This window comes from Pelagibacterium limicola (genome assembly GCF_015694405.1).
GTDB classification, from domain to species: domain Bacteria; phylum Pseudomonadota; class Alphaproteobacteria; order Rhizobiales; family Devosiaceae; genus Pelagibacterium; species Pelagibacterium limicola.
The window spans coordinates 108,106-126,812 of record NZ_JADQDB010000007.1 but is presented as its reverse complement, the minus strand read 5'-3'; the positions used below and the strand labels follow the sequence as shown (position 1 = coordinate 126,812).

Annotated in this window: 21 protein-coding genes and 1 pseudogene; 16 read left to right on the top strand and 6 right to left on the bottom strand. The window is 61.2% G+C overall.

Annotation, left to right across the window (positions count from 1 at the left end):
• Window positions 1-18: 18 nt before the first annotated feature.
• Both I2G20_RS15055 and I2G20_RS15050 read right to left on the bottom strand, forming a co-directional pair.
• Window positions 19-1,692 (bottom strand): L,D-transpeptidase scaffold domain-containing protein, encoded by a 1,674-nt coding sequence (locus I2G20_RS15055; protein WP_196260563.1) that lies wholly within the window; start codon window positions 1,690-1,692, stop codon window positions 19-21.
• Window positions 1,693-1,839: 147 nt separating this feature from the next.
• Window positions 1,840-3,315 (bottom strand): sigma-54-dependent transcriptional regulator, encoded by a 1,476-nt coding sequence (locus I2G20_RS15050; protein ID WP_196260562.1) that lies wholly within the window; start codon window positions 3,313-3,315, stop codon window positions 1,840-1,842.
• A 132-nt stretch (window positions 3,316-3,447) separates the two neighbouring features.
• On the opposite strand from I2G20_RS15050, the pseudogene I2G20_RS15045 reads away from it, so the two are divergent.
• From I2G20_RS15045 to I2G20_RS15020, 6 genes and pseudogenes are all read left to right on the top strand, one after another.
• A pseudogene (locus I2G20_RS15045) lies at window positions 3,448-3,848 on the top strand (VOC family protein).
• Between the two features lie 72 nt (window positions 3,849-3,920).
• A complete protein-coding gene (locus I2G20_RS15040; RefSeq protein ID WP_196260561.1) occupies window positions 3,921-5,726 on the top strand; it encodes a M3 family oligoendopeptidase in 1,806 nt (601 codons plus the stop codon).
• A 34-nt stretch (window positions 5,727-5,760) separates the two neighbouring features.
• On the top strand, window positions 5,761-5,934 hold the full coding sequence (locus I2G20_RS15035; protein WP_196260560.1) for an aa3-type cytochrome c oxidase subunit IV: 174 nt from the start codon (window positions 5,761-5,763) through the stop codon (window positions 5,932-5,934).
• Window positions 5,935-6,030: 96 nt separating this feature from the next.
• The gene (locus I2G20_RS15030; RefSeq protein ID WP_196260559.1) at window positions 6,031-7,479 is read left to right on the top strand and encodes a Re/Si-specific NAD(P)(+) transhydrogenase subunit alpha; all 1,449 of its coding nucleotides are present in this window, start codon (window positions 6,031-6,033) and stop codon (window positions 7,477-7,479) included.
• Window positions 7,479-7,781 (top strand): proton-translocating transhydrogenase family protein, encoded by a 303-nt coding sequence (locus tag I2G20_RS15025; RefSeq protein WP_196260558.1) that lies wholly within the window; start codon window positions 7,479-7,481, stop codon window positions 7,779-7,781. Before I2G20_RS15030 ends, I2G20_RS15025 begins: the two co-directional genes overlap by 1 nt.
• A 6-nt stretch (window positions 7,782-7,787) precedes the next feature.
• Window positions 7,788-9,194, top strand: coding sequence for an NAD(P)(+) transhydrogenase (Re/Si-specific) subunit beta (locus tag I2G20_RS15020; protein WP_196260557.1), 1,407 nt, complete (start codon window positions 7,788-7,790; stop codon window positions 9,192-9,194).
• A 66-nt stretch (window positions 9,195-9,260) separates the two neighbouring features.
• On the opposite strand, the gene I2G20_RS15015 is transcribed toward I2G20_RS15020, so the two are convergent.
• The gene (locus tag I2G20_RS15015; protein ID WP_196260556.1) at window positions 9,261-9,677 is read right to left on the bottom strand and encodes a hypothetical protein; all 417 of its coding nucleotides are present in this window, start codon (window positions 9,675-9,677) and stop codon (window positions 9,261-9,263) included.
• 173 nt (window positions 9,678-9,850) lie between these two features.
• On the opposite strand from I2G20_RS15015, the gene I2G20_RS15010 reads away from it, so the two are divergent.
• From I2G20_RS15010 to rpsU, 7 genes are all read left to right on the top strand, one after another.
• Window positions 9,851-10,471, top strand: a complete 621-nt coding sequence (locus tag I2G20_RS15010) for a LysE family translocator (RefSeq protein ID WP_196260555.1) — start codon at window positions 9,851-9,853, stop codon at window positions 10,469-10,471.
• A gap of 69 nt (window positions 10,472-10,540) precedes the next feature.
• A complete protein-coding gene (locus I2G20_RS15005) occupies window positions 10,541-11,182 on the top strand; it encodes a DsbA family oxidoreductase (protein ID WP_196260554.1) in 642 nt (213 codons plus the stop codon).
• A 68-nt stretch (window positions 11,183-11,250) separates the two neighbouring features.
• The gene (locus I2G20_RS15000) at window positions 11,251-12,054 is read left to right on the top strand and encodes an alpha/beta hydrolase (RefSeq protein WP_196260553.1); all 804 of its coding nucleotides are present in this window, start codon (window positions 11,251-11,253) and stop codon (window positions 12,052-12,054) included.
• Between the two features lie 117 nt (window positions 12,055-12,171).
• On the top strand, window positions 12,172-12,879 hold the full coding sequence (locus I2G20_RS14995) for a TadE family protein (RefSeq protein ID WP_196260552.1): 708 nt from the start codon (window positions 12,172-12,174) through the stop codon (window positions 12,877-12,879).
• Window positions 12,880-13,040: 161 nt separating this feature from the next.
• Complete coding sequence (purE, locus tag I2G20_RS14990) at window positions 13,041-13,505, top strand: 5-(carboxyamino)imidazole ribonucleotide mutase (RefSeq protein ID WP_246473117.1); 465 nt, start codon at window positions 13,041-13,043, stop codon at window positions 13,503-13,505.
• Window positions 13,498-14,598: a 5-(carboxyamino)imidazole ribonucleotide synthase gene (locus tag I2G20_RS14985; RefSeq protein WP_196260550.1), complete on the top strand. Its 1,101-nt coding sequence runs from the start codon at window positions 13,498-13,500 to the stop codon at window positions 14,596-14,598. The genes purE and I2G20_RS14985 overlap by 8 nt, the downstream gene beginning before the upstream one ends.
• Window positions 14,599-14,744: 146 nt before the next feature.
• Window positions 14,745-14,966, top strand: coding sequence for a 30S ribosomal protein S21 (gene rpsU, locus I2G20_RS14980; protein ID WP_116654799.1), 222 nt, complete (start codon window positions 14,745-14,747; stop codon window positions 14,964-14,966).
• Window positions 14,967-15,040: 74 nt separating this feature from the next.
• Here rpsU and I2G20_RS14975 read toward each other — a convergent pair whose 3' ends face one another.
• Window positions 15,041-15,256, bottom strand: a complete 216-nt coding sequence (locus I2G20_RS14975) for a YdcH family protein (RefSeq protein WP_196260549.1) — start codon at window positions 15,254-15,256, stop codon at window positions 15,041-15,043.
• A 148-nt stretch (window positions 15,257-15,404) separates the two neighbouring features.
• On the opposite strand from I2G20_RS14975, the gene I2G20_RS14970 reads away from it, so the two are divergent.
• A complete protein-coding gene (locus tag I2G20_RS14970; protein ID WP_196260548.1) occupies window positions 15,405-15,581 on the top strand; it encodes a YdcH family protein in 177 nt (58 codons plus the stop codon).
• Between the two features lie 102 nt (window positions 15,582-15,683).
• Here I2G20_RS14970 and I2G20_RS14965 read toward each other — a convergent pair whose 3' ends face one another.
• On the bottom strand, window positions 15,684-16,442 hold the full coding sequence (locus tag I2G20_RS14965; RefSeq protein ID WP_196260547.1) for a sulfite exporter TauE/SafE family protein: 759 nt from the start codon (window positions 16,440-16,442) through the stop codon (window positions 15,684-15,686).
• 74 nt (window positions 16,443-16,516) lie between these two features.
• The gene (locus tag I2G20_RS14960; protein WP_196260546.1) at window positions 16,517-17,245 is read right to left on the bottom strand and encodes a DUF1013 domain-containing protein; all 729 of its coding nucleotides are present in this window, start codon (window positions 17,243-17,245) and stop codon (window positions 16,517-16,519) included.
• Window positions 17,246-17,458: 213 nt separating this feature from the next.
• Here I2G20_RS14960 and I2G20_RS14955 point away from each other — a divergent pair, with 213 nt between their 5' ends.
• Complete coding sequence (locus I2G20_RS14955; protein WP_196260545.1) at window positions 17,459-18,205, top strand: glycosyltransferase family 2 protein; 747 nt, start codon at window positions 17,459-17,461, stop codon at window positions 18,203-18,205.
• A gap of 22 nt (window positions 18,206-18,227) precedes the next feature.
• Entirely contained in the window at window positions 18,228-18,410 is a 183-nt protein-coding gene (locus I2G20_RS14950) for a DUF1192 family protein (RefSeq protein ID WP_196260544.1), read from the top strand.
• Window positions 18,411-18,707 lie beyond the last annotated feature (297 nt).

The following is an 18,707-nucleotide window of genomic DNA, read 5'->3' as shown; positions in this document are numbered from 1 at the left end:
GACGCCGGCAGATGGCTCCTATTTGAGCCCCAGCATGTCGATGATCCGGGCATTGTGATCGTAGACGTCGGCATAGGAGCGCACGGTGCCGTCCTTGCCGATACGCAAGGTGAAATAGGCGAGGTGCACAGGAACCTGACGGTCCATGTTGAACCAGCGCTCGCTGGCGGCTCCGAGCGAGTTTTCGAGCGAGGCGACAGTGAAGTTTGGCTCGAACTCCAGGAGCGCACGGGCAAATTCAAAGGGGTTTTCGACACGAACGCAACCCGACGAGATTGCGCGCACCGAGCGTGCGAACAGGCCGGGCGAATTGGTGTCGTGCAGATAGACGTCGTGGGTATTGGGGAAAAGGAACTTGACCATGCCCAGCGCATTCGATGTCCCCGGCCGCTGTCGTACGCGGAAGGAGGTCGGATTGGCCGTCGACCAGTCCACCGACCAGGGGTCGACCTGCCGGCCGCCATAGAAAAGCTCCATGTTCTGGCTGGCGAGATAGCCCGGATTGGCAGCGACGCGCGGCATCACGTCCTGGCGCAGAATGGTGGGCGGCACGTTCCAATAGGGATTGGTTACCACGTGGCGGATACGATCGGAAAAGATGGGAGTCTGGCGGCGGGTCTGCCCCACAATCACGCGCGTCTCCCAGACCACCTCGTTATATCTCGCGACTTCGAGCCGGTATTCGGGAATGTTGACGAAGACGTGGAAATCGCCAAGGTCTTCGGGCATCCAGCGCCAGCGTTCCATGTTTGCGATGATATCGGCGCGGGTGGCGCCGCCGGTGCCGTTCAGCGCAGCGATTGTGGCCGGCCCGACAACGCCGTCGGGGTTGAGCCCCATGCCGGACTGAAATTTTCGGACTTCGGTGGCGAGCGCTTCGTCGTAGACCGAAGCGAGATCGGCGTCGCCGGCGGAGGAGCCGAGCCGCTCACGCAGGAGCGGAATGCGTGGGTCGGTCATGCCAACCCGAATGAGGTTGCCGTCCGGGATGGCCTGAACCGGCGCAATGGAGCCGTCGTAATGGCGGGCGAGCAGGTCGCGCAGGGCAAGAAATTCGCGGTGGGCGGGATGGAAGGTCTGGAGGATCGCGGCGGGATCGCGCGATGCCGAAAGCCTTTCGAGCAGGGCCTTCTCGTTGACCCGCTTGATCGGGACATCGATATTGCCGGAAACGGACCTCGGGTCTAGCCGGCCAGAGCGCGCGTCTTGGGCATAGCGCAGCATGGCAGCGGAAAATTCGCCTTCGAGCGCAGCCAAACGCTGGGGGTCGTTCATTGCCGCCGGGATATCGAGGGCCGGGGTGAGGTAGTCGGTGGGGTCGAGCCCCTCCAGATGGGCGCGGCCGAAAAGGTCGACGACGCCCTGGGCGGCGGGGGTAAAGACAGTGCGGCCGGTCTCGTCCTCAACCAGCCACAAGGGGGCGAAGTGTCGGGCGCCGTAGAAATAATAGAGTTGCTCGGCATCGGTGCGGGCGCGGCTGCCAGCTGGGGCGGCGGCGATGGCATCGCGCAGGCCGTCGCGGATGGTGCGCTCGAGCGCATTGCGCGGAGGCGCGACGACAATCCGAGTGGTGGCGACTTCACCGACCAGGACCGTTTCAAAAGCGGCGGCGGAAGGAACGGCAAGCGGAAGCGGCGCAAGGGCAGTAAGGCCGCCCAGCCCCAGTCCCAAAATCAAGGTTTTAAAATTCACCCAAGCCCTCTTTAAACATGCGGTTGCGCGCCAGACCTTTAATTCTGTCCGATTCCGCACGAACTTTGAGCGAAATCTACAAAAGGGCGATTAACCGGCCAACACTGTGCCGCGCTTGTGAACACAACAAACCGGCAGGTGCGGCTTTCAGGCAACATCGCTGTCGAGCCCGTATTCCCTGAGCTTGCGATAAAGGGTCGAGCGCCCGATGCCGAGCTGGCGGGCGACCTGAGCCATGCGGCCTGCGTTGTGGGAAATCGCGAAGGCGATCAACTCCTTTTCGATTTCGGCCAGGGGCAGCAGGTTACCCGAAGCGTCGAGAAAACGGTCGGGGATGGCGATGGGGACGGGATCCGGTAGGCGCGGGAGCGCTACCGCCGCGTCGATATGGACAGGCTCGGCGGGGGTAAAGAGGGAAGGGGGAACAATGCGCGCTTCGTCGGCGCCGCGGTGGGCAGCGAGAATTTGAGGGAAGTCGGCGGGCTGTAGGGCGGGCGTCTCGGCCAATACGACGGCGCGGAAGACCGCGTTTTCGAGCTGGCGGATATTGCCGGGCCAATCGTGCGCCATGAGGAGTTCGAGCGCCTCTGGCGAGATCGCCGAAACGCGGCGGCCCTCCTCGGCAGCAAAGCGGGCAATGAAGGCTTCAACGAGGGCCGGAACGTCGTCCATGCGATCGCGCAGCGGTGGCACGTAAATGGGAAAGACGTTGAGGCGGTAGTAAAGGTCCTCGCGAAAGACGCCGTCGCGCGCGAGGTTCAAAAGGCGGCGGTTGGTTGCTGATATGACTCGGACATTGACGCGGACAGGCTTTGCGGCCCCAACAGGCTCGATCTCTCCCTCCTGGAGGGCGCGCAGGAGCTTGACCTGTGTTTCGGGGGGAAGCTCGCCCACCTCATCGAGGAACAGGGTGCCGTTATGCGCCTCGCGGAATTTGCCGGGTGCGTCGGCGACCGCGCCGGTAAAGGCACCCTTGATGTGGCCGAAAAGGATGGATTCGACGAGATTGGCGGGAATGGCGCCGCAATTGACGGCGACGAAGGGCTTGCCGGCCCGCTCGCCGGTGCCCTGGATGGCGCGGGCAAGCAGTTCCTTGCCGACACCGGATTCCCCTTCGATGAGAACCGGAATGGTGCTTCCGGCGGCCTTGCGGCCGAGCGCCAGGGGGCGGGCCATTGCCGGGCTTTTCGAGATGATATGGGAAAAGGTGAACGTGCCCGACTTACGGGCGCGTTCGGCCTGGAGCGTGGTTTCGAGCGTGCCGAGTTTCAGTGCGTTGCGCAGCGAAACCGTGATGCGTTCGGGGGCAACCGGCTTGACGAAAAAGTCGGTGGCGCCTAGCCGCATGGCCGACACGACAGTATCGAGCGAGGATTGTGCGGTCATCACGATCACGGGAATCGCGTAATCCTCGCGCCTGAGCGCTTCGAGGACGGCCATGCCGTCCATATCGGGCATGACGAGATCGAGCAGCATGGCCGCAATACCCGGCACTTCCCTGAGCAATGTCATTGCTTCCACGCCGGAATGGGCGACGTAGGGGGCAAAGCCCGCCCGCTCGACAACTTCGCTCGCCAACCGGCACTGAACCGGATCGTCGTCGACGATCAAAACCTTATGCATAAAGGAAAGATCACTCCCGGAAACGCCAACTTGTCCGGCACATTGCAGCGAATCGCAATGTGTGCCGATTTGGGTCAGGTTAGGGGCGATGGCTTAACAGGGTTTTAAGCTAAAGAACGCGGGAAGGCCGGGATGAACCGCAAGCTCGTACACGTCGCGCTGGTGGTGCGCGACTATGACGAAGCGATCGATTTTTATGTCGACAAGCTCGGTTTCGAGCTTGTCGAGGACAGCTATCAGCCCGAGCAGGACAAACGCTGGGTTGTGGTGAAGCCGAAAGGCGAGGGTCGGCTTCCATCCTTCTGGCGCGAGCGGCAACTCCGCATCAGCAAGAGTTCATCGGCAATCAGTCCGGCGGGCGCGTGTTTCTTTTTCTGGGCACCGACGATTTCACGCGCGACTATCAGGCCTTCCTCGCGGCAGGGGTAAACTTCGTGCGCGCGCCGAAAGAAATGCCGTACGGTACGGTGGCGGTGTTCGAGGATCTTTACGGGACTCTCTGGGATCTGGTGCAATTCACCGACGGGCGGTAGCCGCTTGGCACTGAGGGGGCGACTGGATAAGGTGCGCCCCGGTTTAGAAGGAATTTCGAGGAGCTTTTGCCGATGGCCGTTTCCCAGCCGCAAGCGGGTCACAACGCGTTCGGAGAATTGCCCGAGTGGGATCTTTCCGATCTTTATCCCGGCACCGGGTCGGACGAGGTCAAGGCGGATCTGGCGTTCCTCGAGAAGGAAACCAACGCGTTCGAGGCGGAATACAAGGGGAAACTCTCGGAGCTTGCGGCTGGAGACAAGCTCATCGAGGCGGTCGGGCGGTATGAGAAGCTCGACGCGGTATTCGGGCGGCTGTCCGCCTTTGCCTATCTCAATTATGCGCAGAACACGCAGGATCCGAACCGGGTGAAATTCCTCGGCGATACGCAGGAGAAGCTCACCACGCTTTCGACGCGGACCTTGTTCTTTACGCTCGAGATCAACCGTATCGAGGATGGCGTGCTCGATGCGGCCTTTGCGCGGGACGTGGGGCTAGCACGCTACAAGCCCTGGTTCGAGGAGTTGCGCAAGTCCCGGCCCTACCAGCTCGAGGACCGGGTCGAAGAGCTTTTCCACGACAAGTACGTGACCGGCCATGCAGCGTGGAATCGCCTGTTCGACGAGACGATGGCGGCGCTCAAGTTCGATGTGGCGGGTGAAACGCTCGGGCTCGAACAGACGCTTTCGCGGATGAGCGAGAAGGAAGAGGAAAAGCGCAAGGCGGCGTTCGGGGCGCTGACCAAGACGCTTTCCGAGAACAAGCGGCTCTTCACCCACATCACCAACGTGCTCGCCAAGGACAAGGAAATCTCTGACCGCTGGCGCGGCTACAAGGACATTGCCGATAGCCGGCACCTTGCCAACTCGGTCGAGCGCGAGGTGGTGGAAGCGCTGGAGACCGCGGTGCGCGAGGCCTATCCCAGGCTCTCGCACCGCTATTACAAGATGAAGGCAGAGTGGTTCGGGAAAGACAGGCTCGACGCCTGGGACCGCAATGCGCCACTGCCGATGAGCGACGACCGGATATTCGACTGGGAAACGGCAAAGACCACAGTGCTCGATGCCTATGGGCGGTTCTCGCCAAGACTGGTCGAGATCGCCGCGCCGTTTTTTGAAAAAGGCTGGATTGATGCGCCGGTTCGCGAGGGCAAGGCTTCGGGCGCTTTTGCACATCCGACGGTCACAACCGTGCACCCTTATCTGATGCTCAACTATATGGGCAAGGCGCGGGACGTGATGACACTCGCGCACGAGTTGGGACACGGGGTGCATCAGCGGCTCGCGGCCAAGCAGGGCGAGTTGATGGCGCCAACGCCCCTGACGCTGGCAGAGACGGCAAGCGTCTTTGGCGAGATGCTGACGTTCCGCTCGCTGCTCGATGCGGCGACCGATCCGAAACAGCGGTTTGCGCTTCTGGCCTCCAAGGTCGAGGATATGCTCAACACCGTGGTGCGGCAGATCTCGTTTTACAGCTTCGAGCGCAAGGTGCACACGGCACGGCGCCAAGGGGAATTGCGGACCGAAGAGATCGAGACGTTCTGGATGGAGGTTTCAGCGGAAAGCCTGGGTTCAGGGATAAATCTCAATGAGGGATACGAAACGCTCTGGACCTATATCGGGCATTTCATCCACGCACCCTTCTACGTCTATGCCTATGCTTTCGGGGACTGCCTTGTGAACTCGCTTTATGCGCAGTATGAGAAAGCGAACGAAGGGTTTGCCGAGCGGTATTTCGCGCTGCTCGAGGCTGGGGGATCTAAACATCACTCCGAACTGCTTGCGCCCTTCGGGCTCGATGCCCGGGATCCCGGGTTCTGGTCGCTCGGGCTTTCGATGATCGAAAGGCTGATCGACGAGTTGGATGCAACGCGCCCTTGATGGGCGACAGACGGACTGACTTTAGAGGATAGATATGGCCGAACAGCATGTAGCGACCTTTTCGAACAAGCCGATCAGCGCAAAGCAGAAGGACAAGGATTTCGAGGAGCATTCCGGGACCTACAAGGCGTTTCTTCAGCTCGTCAAATGGGGCATCATTGCCAACGTAATCATCCTGGCCGTTCTCTATTTCCTGTTCATTTTCTAGAATTTTCTCGTCTTCGGCCGGTCGGCAATTCCGGGCGCAGATAGTGTGGGGTGCCGGCCGGGAACATCCGGTCGGGCTGTGAAAGGGTAGGGGCAAATGAAGATTGCCGTATTGCGCGAGCGCATCGGGGGTGAAACCCGCGTTGCGGCGACGCCCGAAAGCGTCACGAAGCTGATCGGCCTCGGGGCGACGGTGAGCGTAGAAAAGGGGGCCGGTGAGGCCTCGCGTATTCCGGACGCACTTTACAAAGCCGCGGGCGCCGATGTGGCGGCGACGGCTGCGGCGGCGCTCAAGGGCGCCAATGTGCTGCTCGCGGTGCGGCGGCCCGAGGCTTCCGCGCTTGCGGGCCTCAACAAGGATGCGCTGGTTCTGGCGATCATGGATCCCCATGGCAACGAGGCCGCGCTCAAGGCGCTGGCCAAGTCAGGGCTCCGGGTGTTCGCGATGGAGCTGATGCCGCGCATCACCCGCGCGCAGGTGATGGACGTTCTGTCCTCACAGGCCAACCTTGCGGGCTACCAGGCGGTGATCGACGCATCCGCGGCCTTCGACCGGGCGCTGCCGATGATGATGACGGCGGCGGGCACGGTGCGTGCGGCCAAGGTGTTCGTGATGGGTGCCGGCGTTGCAGGGTTGCAGGCGATTGCGACGGCGCGGCGTCTCGGCGCGGCGGTGTCGGCAACCGATGTGCGGGCGGCGGCAGGTGAGCAGGTGGAATCGCTGGGCGCAAAATTCATCATGACCGAAGCGCTCAAAGACGCGTCGGGCACGGGTGGCTATGCTCGCGAATTGACCAAGGAAGAACAGGCGGCGCAGGCCGAACTGGTTGCCGGGCATATCGCCAAGCAGGACATCGTCATCACCACTGCGCTCATTCCAGGCCGTCCGGCGCCACGCCTTGTCAGCAAGGCGATGGTGGAATCGATGGCGCCGGGATCGGTGATTGTCGATTTGGCTGCCGAGCGTGGGGGCAATGTCGAATTGACGCAACCGGGCAAGGTGGTGGTGCACAAGGACGTCACCATCCTGGGTACGCTTAACCTGGCCGGCAAGGTCGCAGCGACCGCTTCCCAGCTTTATGCCAAGAACCTTCTCGCCTTCCTCGAGACGATGATCGACAAGGACAAGAAGGCCATCGCGGTCAATGCCGAAGATGAACTGGTCAAGGCGACGCTCCTGACCAGCGGCGGCGCGGTGGTGCATCCGGGCTTTGCAGGCGATGCGCCCGCGCCCAAGCCCGCGACGGCCAAAAAGTCTGCTGCCAAAAAGCCGGCAGCCAAGCCCGCCGAGGCCAAGGCGGAAGCGCCGGCAAAAACCGGTGCGGCGTCGAAGTCCGGCGCGGCAAAAAAGCCCGCTGCGAAGAAGGCAGACGACAAGCCGGTTCCTGAAGCGCCCGCCAAGACCGGGGCGGCGAACAAGAGCGGCAAAGCTGCGGCCGCCAAGCCTGCGGCCAAACCGGCGGCGGCAAAACAACCTGCCGCAAAGGCGACCACGGCAAAAGCTCTGGCCAAGAAGCCCGCAGCCAGGAAAGATGGAGGCCAGTGATGGGCGGCGAAATCGACTACTTCTTCTTTTTCATCTCGATCTTCGTTCTGGCGATCTTCGTGGGTTACTACGTGGTCTGGAGCGTGACGCCGGCGCTCCACACGCCGCTGATGGCGGTGACCAACGCGATCTCCTCGGTGATCGTCGTGGGTGCGCTTCTGGCGGTGGCGGTTGAAAATGTCGGGCAGGATGGCCCGGCGCGCTGGTTCGGGTTCTTCGCCCTCATTATGGCATCGGTCAACATTTTTGGCGGGTTCCTCGTCACCCAGCGCATGCTGGCCATGTACAAGAAGAAGGGCTGACCGGAGATGTTTTCAGCAAATCTTGCGGCTGTCCTTTACCTCGTATCGGGCGTGCTGTTCATTCTGGCCCTGAGGGGGCTCTCCCATCCCGCGATGGCGCGGCGGGGCAATTATTTCGGCATGGTGGGCATGGGCATCGCGCTCGTGACGACCTTGGCCATCGCTGCGCCGACCGACCCGTTCACCTGGGTGCTGATCATTGCCGGTATCGGCATCGGCGGCGGGATCGGCGCCTATATCGCGCGTGGCGTGCCGATGACGGCGATGCCGCAACTGGTCGCTGCATTCCACTCGCTGGTGGGCATGGCGGCCGTGTTCGTGGCGGCTGCCGCGCTCTATGCGCCGACCGCCTTCGGCATCGGCGAAATCGGGCATATCCACACCCAGGCGCTCATCGAGATGAGCATCGGCACGGCGGTGGGTGCGTTCACCTTCACCGGCTCGGTCATCGCGTTTCTGAAACTCGACGGGCGCATGTCGGGCAAGCCGATCCTGCTGCCGTCGCGGCACCTGATCCATTTGGGATTGGGTATCGCGCTGGTGGTGCTTATCGCCATTTTCGCGGTCACGGCCGATCCGGTGCTGTTCTGGATCATCGCGCTCATCGCCTTTGCGCTGGGTGTGTTGATGATCATCCCCATTGGGGGCGCGGATATGCCGGTGGTCGTTTCGATGCTCAACTCCTATTCGGGGTGGGCGGCAGCCGGTATCGGCTTTACCATCGGCAACACGGCGCTGATCATCACCGGCGCACTGGTCGGTTCTTCAGGCGCGATCCTCTCCTACATCATGTGCCGGGCTATGAACCGCTCGTTTATCTCGGTGATCCTAGGCGGGTTCGGGGGCGACGATGCCACCGCCGCCGGGGCTGGAGAAGAAGAACGTCCGGTCAAGCAAGGTTCGGCCGAGGATGCTGCATTCATCATGTCCAATGCGTCCAAGGTGATCATCGTCCCCGGGTACGGCATGGCGGTGGCGCAGGCCCAGCACGCGCTGCGCGAGATGGCGGACGAATTGAAGGCGGCCGGTGTCGAGGTCAAATACGCCATCCATCCGGTGGCGGGGCGTATGCCGGGGCACATGAACGTGCTCCTGGCGGAGGCCAACGTGCCCTATGACGAGGTGTTCGAGCTCGAGGACATAAATTCCGAATTCGCGCAGGCGGACGTCGCCTTCGTGATCGGCGCCAACGACGTCACCAACCCTGCGGCGAAGACCGACAAGACCTCCCCCATCTACGGGATGCCGATCCTCGATGTCGAAAAGGCCGGGACGGTGCTGTTCATCAAACGTGGCATGGCAGCGGGCTATGCGGGGGTTCAGAACGAACTCTTCTTCCGCGACAACACCATGATGCTGTTCGGCGACGCCAAGAAGGTCACCGAGACTATCGTCAAATCGATGCACCATTGATGCGATCAAGAAAGCGCGGTGGGGCGCCATGAAAAGGGGAGCCTGCGGGCTCCCCTTTTTTTCGACTTATCGATCCGGCAGTGTGCCATAGCTGTTGTTGTAGACACGGCCGGGCACCGGATGGGTGAATTTGAGGGCCGACCAGATGTCGTCGATGCTGAGGCAGGTGCTTTCGACGAGGGTGTGATCGTAACCGATGCGGATGACCTCGCGGAGGTTGAGGTCTGTGCCGAGCCGGCCACCCTTGGGCCAGGAAACCCAGAGCTTGCCTCCGGACGCCAGATGTTTGCGGAGATCGGGTAGGGCGGCTTCGAGCGCGGCGCGGGTCGTGACGAAGAGGTGGACGTAGTCCATCGGTCCATCCAGTCTCTCGGCGATCGCCAAGGGCGGCAGGTTCATGCGGTCGAGAACCCCTGGGGGCGCGCCCGCAAAGAACGCATTGGCCTGGGGTTTGATTCCCATTTTGAGGGCAAGGGGGCGCATGGGCGGTTCCTTAGTGGTGGGGGTGACTTTCATCCTCGTGCAACAATGCGTCAGGACGTGTCAGCAGTCGGGCTGGTATGCGCGTGATAGCGACCGCACTGGCCTGAACGGCTTGAGATGCGATACCGTCCGCATTGCGACTGCCCGCTTGAGGACAACGGTAACAGGTATCGATGGACGTAATTCCGCTCGCCACTCTTTTGGCCTTCTTACTCACCTCGCTGGCTGTGGAGATAACGCCGGGGCCGAACATGGCGTATCTGGCGCTCTTGAGCGCAGAGCGGGGGCGCAAACCCGGGATGTTCGCCGTGGCGGGCGTTTCGCTTGGACTTTCGATTGTCGGCGCGCTTGCAGCGATCGGGCTTGCGGCGGTGATCGCCCAGAACGACGTCCTCTATCAGGCCATCCGGTGGGCAGGTGTGATTTATCTCGTCTGGCTAGGCTATGACAGCTGGCGCGATGCGCAAAAACCAGTACCGGACAACGGGTTTTCCGACCGCGGCGCGGTGTATTTCCGACGCGGGCTGATCACCAACCTGCTCAATCCAAAAGCCGCAGTATTCTATCTGGCGGTCCTGCCCAATTTTCTTCCCGCCGAGGCGGGCGGCTGGGCGTTCGCCATGCTGGCGGCGGTCTATGTATTCGCGGCGACGCTGGTGCATACCCTTATCGTTCTTGCCTCTGGAAGCCTGCAGCCGTTTTTTGTGCGCGACGACCGTCGCAAGGTGCTCGGGGCGGTTTTCGGCGTACTGCTTGTCGTGGTTGCGGCGTGGCTGGCGTTTTCCACGCGCTAACATCGGTGTACGTACTTGCGGACCCTCTTCCTGGCGACCATGTTGCGGGCCGAACGCAAAGGACGTCCCATGACCAAATCGATCCACATCGACCTTTTCACCGATGTCGTCTGCCCGTGGTGTCTCATCGGGACCGCGCGGCTCGATGAAGCCCTGTCGGCGCTCGACCCGGAAGTCGATGTCCAGATTACCCATCATCCGTTCCTGCTCGATCCGTCGACGCCCAAGGAAGGGGTGAACACCAAGGAACGGCTCAAGGCCAAATATGGCGGGGACGTCGATGCCATGCAGGCACGGGTCGAACAGGTGGCGCGCGACGCGGGCGTGCCACTCGATATTTCCGTACAACCATTGAGCTATCCGACCATCGAGGTGCACACGCTGATCCGTCTGGCGCCGATTGAGCACCAGTATGGCCTCGCCAAGGCCTATGCAGCGGCTTATTTTCTCGAAGGCAGGAACATCGCCGACTGGGAACTGCTGGCCGACATCGCGCAGGAACATGGCTATACGCGCGAGGCGGCGCTGGTGGTGCTGACGGACGAAAGCGAGCACGACACGACCCGGGCAATGGCACTTTCGGCGTCCCAACAGGGGATAAACGGGGTGCCTTTCTTCATCTTCAACAACCGGTTTGCCATTTCGGGCGGGCAGCCGGCAGAGATTTTCGCGCGGGCGTTCCGCGTGGCGCTGGGCGAGGAGGAGCTTTAGGGCAAGGACTTGCCAACGTCTGCTGCATTGGGTTGAGTCTAAGTGTGATTTTTCGAGGGTAGAATCGGATGCGTATTGTTCGCCGGATTTCCGCTGGTGCCGTCATCGTGCTCGTCGCCGTCTATGTGGGCGTGCTGGCTTATCTTTACGTCAATCAGCGCGCCTTTTTCTTTGCCCCCACGGGCGATGTTTTCGAGATCGCCGAGGTGGGCCTCGAAGGGGAGGTGGTGACCATTCCGACCTCGAATGGGGAGACGATTACCGGCTGGTACGGCAGGCCGGCGCCGGGAATGCCGGTAATCCTCTACCTCAAGGGGAACTCCCAGAGCTTTTCCTCCGAATACCGGCGGTTTGCCGCTTTCCAAGCAGATGGATACGGGTTCTTGTCATTCGACTACAGGGGTTTCCCGCTCTCGCCGGGAACGATTACCCAGGACAATATCCTTGCCGATGCGCTGGCGGCCTACGACTGGGTGGCGGATAAGGGCGACCCGATAATGGTCTGGGGGCGTTCGCTCGGCGCCTCGCCCGCCGTTTGGGTGGCGAGCCAGCGCGAGACACCTGCGCTGCTACTCGAAACGCCGTTCTATTCGGCAGTGTCCGTGGCCGCGGAGCGTTATCCCTATGTGCCGGTAGGGCTTTTGATGCTCGATCAGTTTCCCTCCAATCAATGGATTGGGGAGGTTGGCGCGCCGGTGCTTGTTGCACACGGGACTGCGGACAGCACGATTTCCGTGAGCAATGCGTACCGGCTTTATGAGGAAATCCCGGTGACCTACGATCTATGGATCGAAGAAGGTGCGGGGCATGGCGACATGTGGGCACGCGGGATCTGGGAGCGAGCAAAGGCGTTTTTTGCGGACGTGTCCTGACTTCAGTCAATCGATCGTTCACCATGAAAGCAATCGGACCTGCCGGTTAAGTCCGGCTTAGGCCGGGTTTTCTAGGCTGAATCCTGTGTGGAAACGATCTGCACGGGGAGTGGACCTTTGAAATACGGGCTGTCAATTCTGAGCGCTGTACGGACCAGGGCCGCTGCATTCGCCCTCGCACAGGCCGGTGTGGCAGCAGTCGAGTTCGCTCTTCTGGTTCCGATCCTGCTTCTCGTTTACCTCGGCGCGGTGGATCTGAGCCAGGGACTTGATGCGGACCGCAAGCTCGCCCAGCTTACTCATACGATCGGCGATGTTTCCTCGCAGATGTCGGGGCGGGTTACGCGGGACGAGCTCACCGGAGCGCTGGCTTTGGGCGATACCATACTGCGCCCCTTTGAAACCGGCCGCACCACGCTCCGCATCGCGGTCGCCAGGGTTGCACAGGATGGCACCTACACCTTTTTCGAGCCGGTAACGCGCGAGGGCAGCGCAGCAGGATGTTCGGGTGACATGACATTGCCGCAGGCCATGATTGATCTGGCGCGCGGCCATTTCATCATCGCGACCGAAGGATGTTACCGGTACACGCCCGTCGTCGGCTACGCGATCGAGGCCGACATTCCGCTCTATAAGCGCGCCTTCCACGTCCCACGGTCGGAAGGCTTTACCTATTCGGGGCAGGGCGCAGGGTCCGGACAGTCCGGGTCTGGCGGTGGAACCGGAAATGGCAATTGCGCGGGCAACAGCGGCGGGCACGGCCAGGGCAACAACTGCAACAATCCCAATCAGAGCCACGGCGGCAACGGCAACCAGAATCGCTGACCCGGCTATCAGTCTGCCGAGCGGACAGGTGGGGGTCATGATCCCATGAGATGCGCCCCTGCTTCGCCATGCTTGCGGGCACGGGCCTAATCCGCTAAAGCCGGGCTTTGAATGCGATGAGAGGGCCTTGCGTGCTGACATCTCCCCCGATCGCCATCGTCATGGGTAGCCAGTCGGATTGGCCGACCATGCGGTTTGCCGCCGAAACGCTCGAGGCGTTGAGGATCGACTACGAGGCGCGCATCGTTTCGGCGCATCGAACCCCGTTGCGGATGGTCGATTTCGCGCGAACTGCCCGGAGCAACGGATTTCAGGTGATCATCGCGGGCGCCGGCGGGGCCGCGCATCTTCCGGGGATGATTGCATCGCTGACGACGCTGCCCGTGTTCGGAGTTCCGGTCGAAAGCAAGGCGCTACGTGGCGAGGACAGTCTTTTGTCCATCGTCCAGATGCCCGGCGGGATTCCGGTGGGTACGCTTGCCATCGGCAAGGCCGGAGCGATCAACGCCGCGTTGCTGGCAGCCGCCGTGCTCTCGCTGAGCGACGAAGGGCTGGCCGAACGGCTGGCCGACTGGCGGCAGGCGCAGACCGATGCGGTGGCGGAGTTCCCACGCGACGATGAGTGAGAGAACTGTGTTGCGGTCTGGCTCCCGGGTCGGGATTCTCGGGGGCGGACAACTTGGGCGGATGCTTTCGCTGGCCGCGAGCCGGCTGGGAATGAAGACGCATATCTTTTGCCCCGATCCCGAAAGTCCGGCGTTCGAGGTGACCCCGCACAAGACCGTCGCGGCCTATAACGACGAGGCTGCGCTCGAGGCGTTCGCGAAAGCGGTCGATGTCGTCACCTATGAATTCGAAAACGTGCCGGTCGAGACCGCGGCGGTTATCGCGCGCCACGCCCCGGTACGTCCCGGTCCCAAGGCGCTCGAATTCTCGCAGGACCGGTTGGCCGAGAAACGGTTCTTGAAGCGCGCGGGTGTTGCCGTGGCGCCCTACAAGCCGGTGATGGTGCGCGGCGATCTTTATGCGGCGCTGCTTGAAATCGGTTATCCCGCCATCCTCAAGACAACGCGGCTGGGCTATGACGGCAAGGGGCAGCGCACGATCCGCGTCAGGGAGGAGGCCGAAAAGGCCTTGGCCGAGATCGGCGGCGTTCAACTCGTTCTAGAGAAGTTCATTCCATTCGAGAAAGAGATTTCCGTCATCGTCGTGCGCGGCGCTGACGGGCAATCGGTTACATACGATCCGGCCGAGAACGTCCATACGGACCATATTCTCAAGACATCGACGCTGCCTGCGAAAATCGTCCCGGCAACGGCACGCAGGGCAAGCGAAATGGCTCGGGCCGTGGCCGATGCGCTCGATTACGTGGGTGCGATGGGGGTCGAATTCTTCGTCGTCAGGGACGGCGACGACCCTCAATTGATGGTCAACGAAATCGCGCCGCGGGTGCACAATTCCGGGCATTGGACGGAAGCTGTCTGCGTCACCGACCAGTTCGAGAATCACATCAGGGCGATCTGCGGCTGGCCGCTGGGCGATCCGGTCCGGCTCGCGGATGTGGTGATGGAAAACCTGATCGGCGAAGAGGTGGCCGCCATAGCGGTGCGCTCGACGCGCGGGGTCCAGCCTCATCACTACGGCAAGGGTGAAATCCGGGCGGGCCGGAAGATGGGGCATATCAATATCGTTGGCTTGCCCAAGAGCGAAACCGCCTGATTTTCGGCCTGAACGGTGGACAAACCGGCTTGGCTCTGGTAAGTGCGCCACCACGGTGACTGGCACGTGCCGGTCGGCGCAAGGGTTCTATTGGCCCCGTGCGTTCAATTTCAGCCGATACTCAAACCGAAAGGGCGGTGTTCCGCGTGCAAGTAGTCGTTCGCGATAACAATGTCGATCAGGCGCTCCGGGCGCTCAAGAAGAAGCTTCAGCGCGAAGGCGTTTTTCGTGAGATGAAGCTGCGCAATTATTACGAGAAGCCCTCTGAAAAGAAGGCACGCCAGAAGGCCGAGGCAATCCGCCGGGCCCGCAAGCTGGCTCGTAAGCGCGCTCAGCGTGAGGCAGGTGTTTCCACCGGCCGTCGCTAATCGACATTTGTAAGAACGCTTAGTTGCAAACGCCGTCCATTTGGGCGGCGTTTCCTTTTGTCCGGGATCTGATGTTACGCAATGATATCGGGAAGCAGAATGCGCTCGAGCTGAACGATCCTGTCCTTGAGCGCCAGCTTGCGTTTTTTGAGTCGCTGAAGGAGCGTGGCGTCAGCGAGGCCCGATTTTGTGAGAGTGGTGATGGCGGCGTCAAGATCGGCATGCTCCTGCCGCTTGGTCGCGAGTTCCAGCCCCAAGCGGGCTTCCTGTTCCTTATCGAGTGGCAGCATTGATCGGTTTCCGCCCGCTCCGTTTTTACCCCCCGCTAACCACGACGGTGGGGCCTTTTCCTTTGCACCTTCTTGCCACAGATTTGCCATTGGACAAAGGCGGCAAAGTCTGTGACCATATTGTCGTCCAATGATGAAAGGAGTGACTATGACCTCACAGACTTACATCACCTCTCTGGAGCGGCGACACCAGGATCTGGAACGCAAGATCGAACAGGAGATGCGCCATCCGGCGCGCGATGCACTCCTAATCGCCGCTCTCAAGCGCAAGAAGCTCGAAGTCAAGGATCAGATGACACGCGCGCAGCGTGAGACCCAGCACTAAGAGCGAATTTCACTGATCTGTTTCTGATCTGGCGCTTTCTCTTTATCGAGAGGTTCGACTGGATGGGAATGTGAGGCCACAGCTTGCCGCTGCGGCCTTTTTTCATGCCCAGAATACCCCGACGATCCCGTCGTAAATGAGCTTGATGGACAGAAGGAAGATCAGGATATAGGCGATCCTGTAGAATAGCGTCTGGGAGATGCGGCGCACGAGGAAGACGCCGAGCAGCATCGCCCCGATCGCAACGGGTACGAGCGTTGCTGCCGCCTGCATGTTGGAGACGGAGAGCTGGCCGAGAAAGAAGTAGGGAACTATCTTGGCCGCGTTGATGACCGCAAAGAGCACCGCGTTGGTGCCGGCAAAAAGGACCGGTGGCAGCTTTAGGGGCAGCATGTAAATCTGGACCGGCGGTCCCCCGGTGTGGCTGATGAAGCTCGTAAACCCGGCAATCGATCCCCAGAATGTACCCCACGGGCGCGAGGGGGGCAGGCCCTCGAGCTTCTTGCGCAGGGGCAGCCAGGCGTCGAGGACGAACAACAGCGTCACGACGCCAATCGCGAGCCGGACCATCGCTTCGCTGACCACAGCCGAGAGCGCCCAGCCGATCACCGTGCCGAGCATGGCGCCGGGCAGCAGGATCCAGAAGATGCGCCAGTCGACCTCGCGGCGGTACACGACGAGTGCGATGGCGTCCATGATCAAGAGGAGAGGCAGCATCATTCCCGCCGCATCGCGGGCGGGCATGACGAGGGTCAGAAGCGGCACGCCGACCATGCCCATCGAGGCAACGAGCCCGGACTTCGAAAGCCCAACGATGAAGACCGCCGCAATGGCCACGGCGAAAAATGCTGGATCGAACATGGGCGGTTGCGCGGTTAGGCTGGAAAAGAAAACCCCGGCAAGGATTGCCGGGGTTGGGGTGGGCCGATCGGACCTTAGTCCTGTTCCTCGTCGGCATTGTTGCCTTTGAGGGATTTGAGCTTGGCAAAGACCGATTCGGCTTCCCGCTCGGCGGCGTATTCGGTCTGGGCCGCGTCAGCACCGGCTTCGCCTTCTTCCTCGGATGCGTATTGGGCGCGGGACAGGGCTTCCTCGGCAGTCAACAGGCGGGTACCTTCCGGCGCATCTTCGGTGATCCCGGCGCTGCGGGCCGCCTTACGCACTTCCATATCAAGCTCGATCTGGCTGCAGAGCCCGAGCGTTACCGGGTCCATCGCCGTGAGGTTGGCACTGTTCCAGTGCGCGCCTTCGCGGACGGCCTCGATGGTCGATTTCGTCGTCCCGACCAGCCGCATGATCTGGGCGTCCTTGAGTTCGGGATGGTTGCGCACCAGCCATTTGATTGCGTTGGGACGCTCGTGGCGGCGCGAGGTCGGGGTGTAACGCGGGCCGCGCCGCTTGGGGGCGGCCACCTTCACCTTGGGTTCGGAAATCCTGAGCCTGTAGGTCCCGTCCGCTTCCCCGCGGGCAATTTCATCGCGGGACAATTGCCCGTTCTGGATCGGGCTCACGCCCTTGATGCCGCCTGCAACATCGCCGTCGGCGATGCCCTGGACTTCGAGCGGGTGCAGGGCGCAGAAATCGGCGATCTGCTTGAAGGTGAGCGCAGTGTTCTCAACCAACCATACGGCGGTTGCCTTGGGCATGAGCAGTTGTGTGGCCATTGACAATAGTCTCCTGTCGCTGCGGCCCGGTTTTCTGATCGGGCCGCCCGCATCGCCATGGGGGATGAGGGGAAATTCGTCAGCCAATATAGGGAACAAGGCCGATTTGCGCAATGTTAATCATAGGAGAAGGGACACATAGGGACCGCTTTTTATTGCTAAGGGGGGCAAAGCCCTGTAATTGCCCGGGCAATTCAAGATCGGGACATCGAGATGAAACTAGCCTTTGTCATCCCCGCCTATAACGAGGAAGTGCTGATCGGCCGTTGCCTTGAATCGGTTCTGGCCGAAATTGAAAGGTCGGGGCTGGGCGCGGAGGCTGAAGTGATCGTCGTCAACAACGCCTCGATAGACCGCACGGGGGAAATCGCACGGTCATTTGCAGGCGTCAGGGTGGTCGACGAACCGCAAAAGGGGCTGGTCCACGCGCGCGCCGCGGGTTTTGATGCCACACAGGCGGACCTTGTCGCCAATATCGACGGCGACACGATCGTGCCGCCGGGCTGGCTCGACACGGTGATTTCCGAATTCGATGCCGACGAAAAGCTCGTCGCGCTGAGCGGGCCTTACGTCTACTACGACCTTTCGACGTGGGACCAGTTCCTGGTGAAGCTTTTTTATGGCGTCACCTACGCGATCTACATCCTCAACCGCTTTATTCTCCGGGTGGGCTCGGTGATCCAGGGCGGCAACTTCATCTTCCGGCGCGCAGCCTGGGCTCAGGCCGGCGGCTATGACAAGTCCATCGTCTTTTATGGCGAGGATACCGACGTCGCGGTGAGGCTTGCGCGGATCGGCAAGGTCAAATGGACGTTCCGGCTCAAGATGAAGACGTCCGGACGGCGTTTGAAGAAAGAGGGCGTCTTCAAGACCGGCATGGATTACGCGCTCAATTTCTTCTGGGTGACGTTCCGGGGGAAGCCCGCTACAAAAGACTATCAGGACATTCGATCCGACTGATTTCCTTTTGAGGAGGACGGCGGTGGACGAGGAAATAACCAGCAAAAAACCGGTTCACGAGGTCGGTGCGGTACTCGACGCGCTTTCGATCGAGGAGCTCGAGGCGAGGATCGGGCTCTTGCGCGACGAGATCGTGCGGCTGGAAAAGGTCATTGAAACCAAGGCGAAAAGCCGCTCTGCAGCAGACGCAGTTTTCAAGTTTTGAGTCTTATTGGCGATTCATGATCCGTCAGGGTTAAGAAAAAGAGTCGCGTTAAGTTAAAATTAACCCGATCGGCTTAGGGTTTGGTTATCCAGTTTCGACTGGGTCTTCAGAGCGGTTCCTTCCCTCTGTTTGACGCCTCCCTGTTAACTTTCGAGAGCCGTTCATCTGACGGCTCTTTTTTCTTTTCAGGGGTGGTGGAAATTAAGGCTAACGGCATATGCGATATGGCCCGTTAATGACCTTTTCCCCTTTTCGCCCTAATATCGGACCACTATGCCATCCGCGACCGGCAAGAGG

What these genes read in the sequence shown, in the direction of transcription:
- I2G20_RS15050 (WP_196260562.1), bottom strand. Translation starts at nt 3,315, where the DNA reads ATGCATAAGGTTTTGATCGTCGACGACGATCCGGTTCAGTGCCGGTTG.
- I2G20_RS15040 (WP_196260561.1), top strand. Translation starts at nt 3,921, where the DNA reads ATGGCCGTTTCCCAGCCGCAAGCGGGTCACAACGCGTTCGGAGAATTG.
- I2G20_RS15035 (WP_196260560.1), top strand. Translation starts at nt 5,761, where the DNA reads ATGGCCGAACAGCATGTAGCGACCTTTTCGAACAAGCCGATCAGCGCA.
- I2G20_RS15030 (WP_196260559.1), top strand. Translation starts at nt 6,031, where the DNA reads ATGAAGATTGCCGTATTGCGCGAGCGCATCGGGGGTGAAACCCGCGTT.
- I2G20_RS15025 (WP_196260558.1), top strand. Translation starts at nt 7,479, where the DNA reads ATGGGCGGCGAAATCGACTACTTCTTCTTTTTCATCTCGATCTTCGTT.
- I2G20_RS15020 (WP_196260557.1), top strand. Translation starts at nt 7,788, where the DNA reads ATGTTTTCAGCAAATCTTGCGGCTGTCCTTTACCTCGTATCGGGCGTG.
- I2G20_RS15015 (WP_196260556.1), bottom strand. Translation starts at nt 9,677, where the DNA reads ATGCGCCCCCTTGCCCTCAAAATGGGAATCAAACCCCAGGCCAATGCG.
- I2G20_RS15010 (WP_196260555.1), top strand. Translation starts at nt 9,851, where the DNA reads ATGGACGTAATTCCGCTCGCCACTCTTTTGGCCTTCTTACTCACCTCG.
- I2G20_RS15005 (WP_196260554.1), top strand. Translation starts at nt 10,541, where the DNA reads ATGACCAAATCGATCCACATCGACCTTTTCACCGATGTCGTCTGCCCG.
- I2G20_RS15000 (WP_196260553.1), top strand. Translation starts at nt 11,251, where the DNA reads ATGCGTATTGTTCGCCGGATTTCCGCTGGTGCCGTCATCGTGCTCGTC.
- purE (WP_246473117.1), top strand. Translation starts at nt 13,041, where the DNA reads ATGGGTAGCCAGTCGGATTGGCCGACCATGCGGTTTGCCGCCGAAACG.
- I2G20_RS14985 (WP_196260550.1), top strand. Translation starts at nt 13,498, where the DNA reads ATGAGTGAGAGAACTGTGTTGCGGTCTGGCTCCCGGGTCGGGATTCTC.
- I2G20_RS14975 (WP_196260549.1), bottom strand. Translation starts at nt 15,256, where the DNA reads ATGCTGCCACTCGATAAGGAACAGGAAGCCCGCTTGGGGCTGGAACTC.
- I2G20_RS14970 (WP_196260548.1), top strand. Translation starts at nt 15,405, where the DNA reads ATGACCTCACAGACTTACATCACCTCTCTGGAGCGGCGACACCAGGAT.
- I2G20_RS14965 (WP_196260547.1), bottom strand. Translation starts at nt 16,442, where the DNA reads ATGTTCGATCCAGCATTTTTCGCCGTGGCCATTGCGGCGGTCTTCATC.
- I2G20_RS14960 (WP_196260546.1), bottom strand. Translation starts at nt 17,245, where the DNA reads ATGGCCACACAACTGCTCATGCCCAAGGCAACCGCCGTATGGTTGGTT.
- I2G20_RS14955 (WP_196260545.1), top strand. Translation starts at nt 17,459, where the DNA reads ATGAAACTAGCCTTTGTCATCCCCGCCTATAACGAGGAAGTGCTGATC.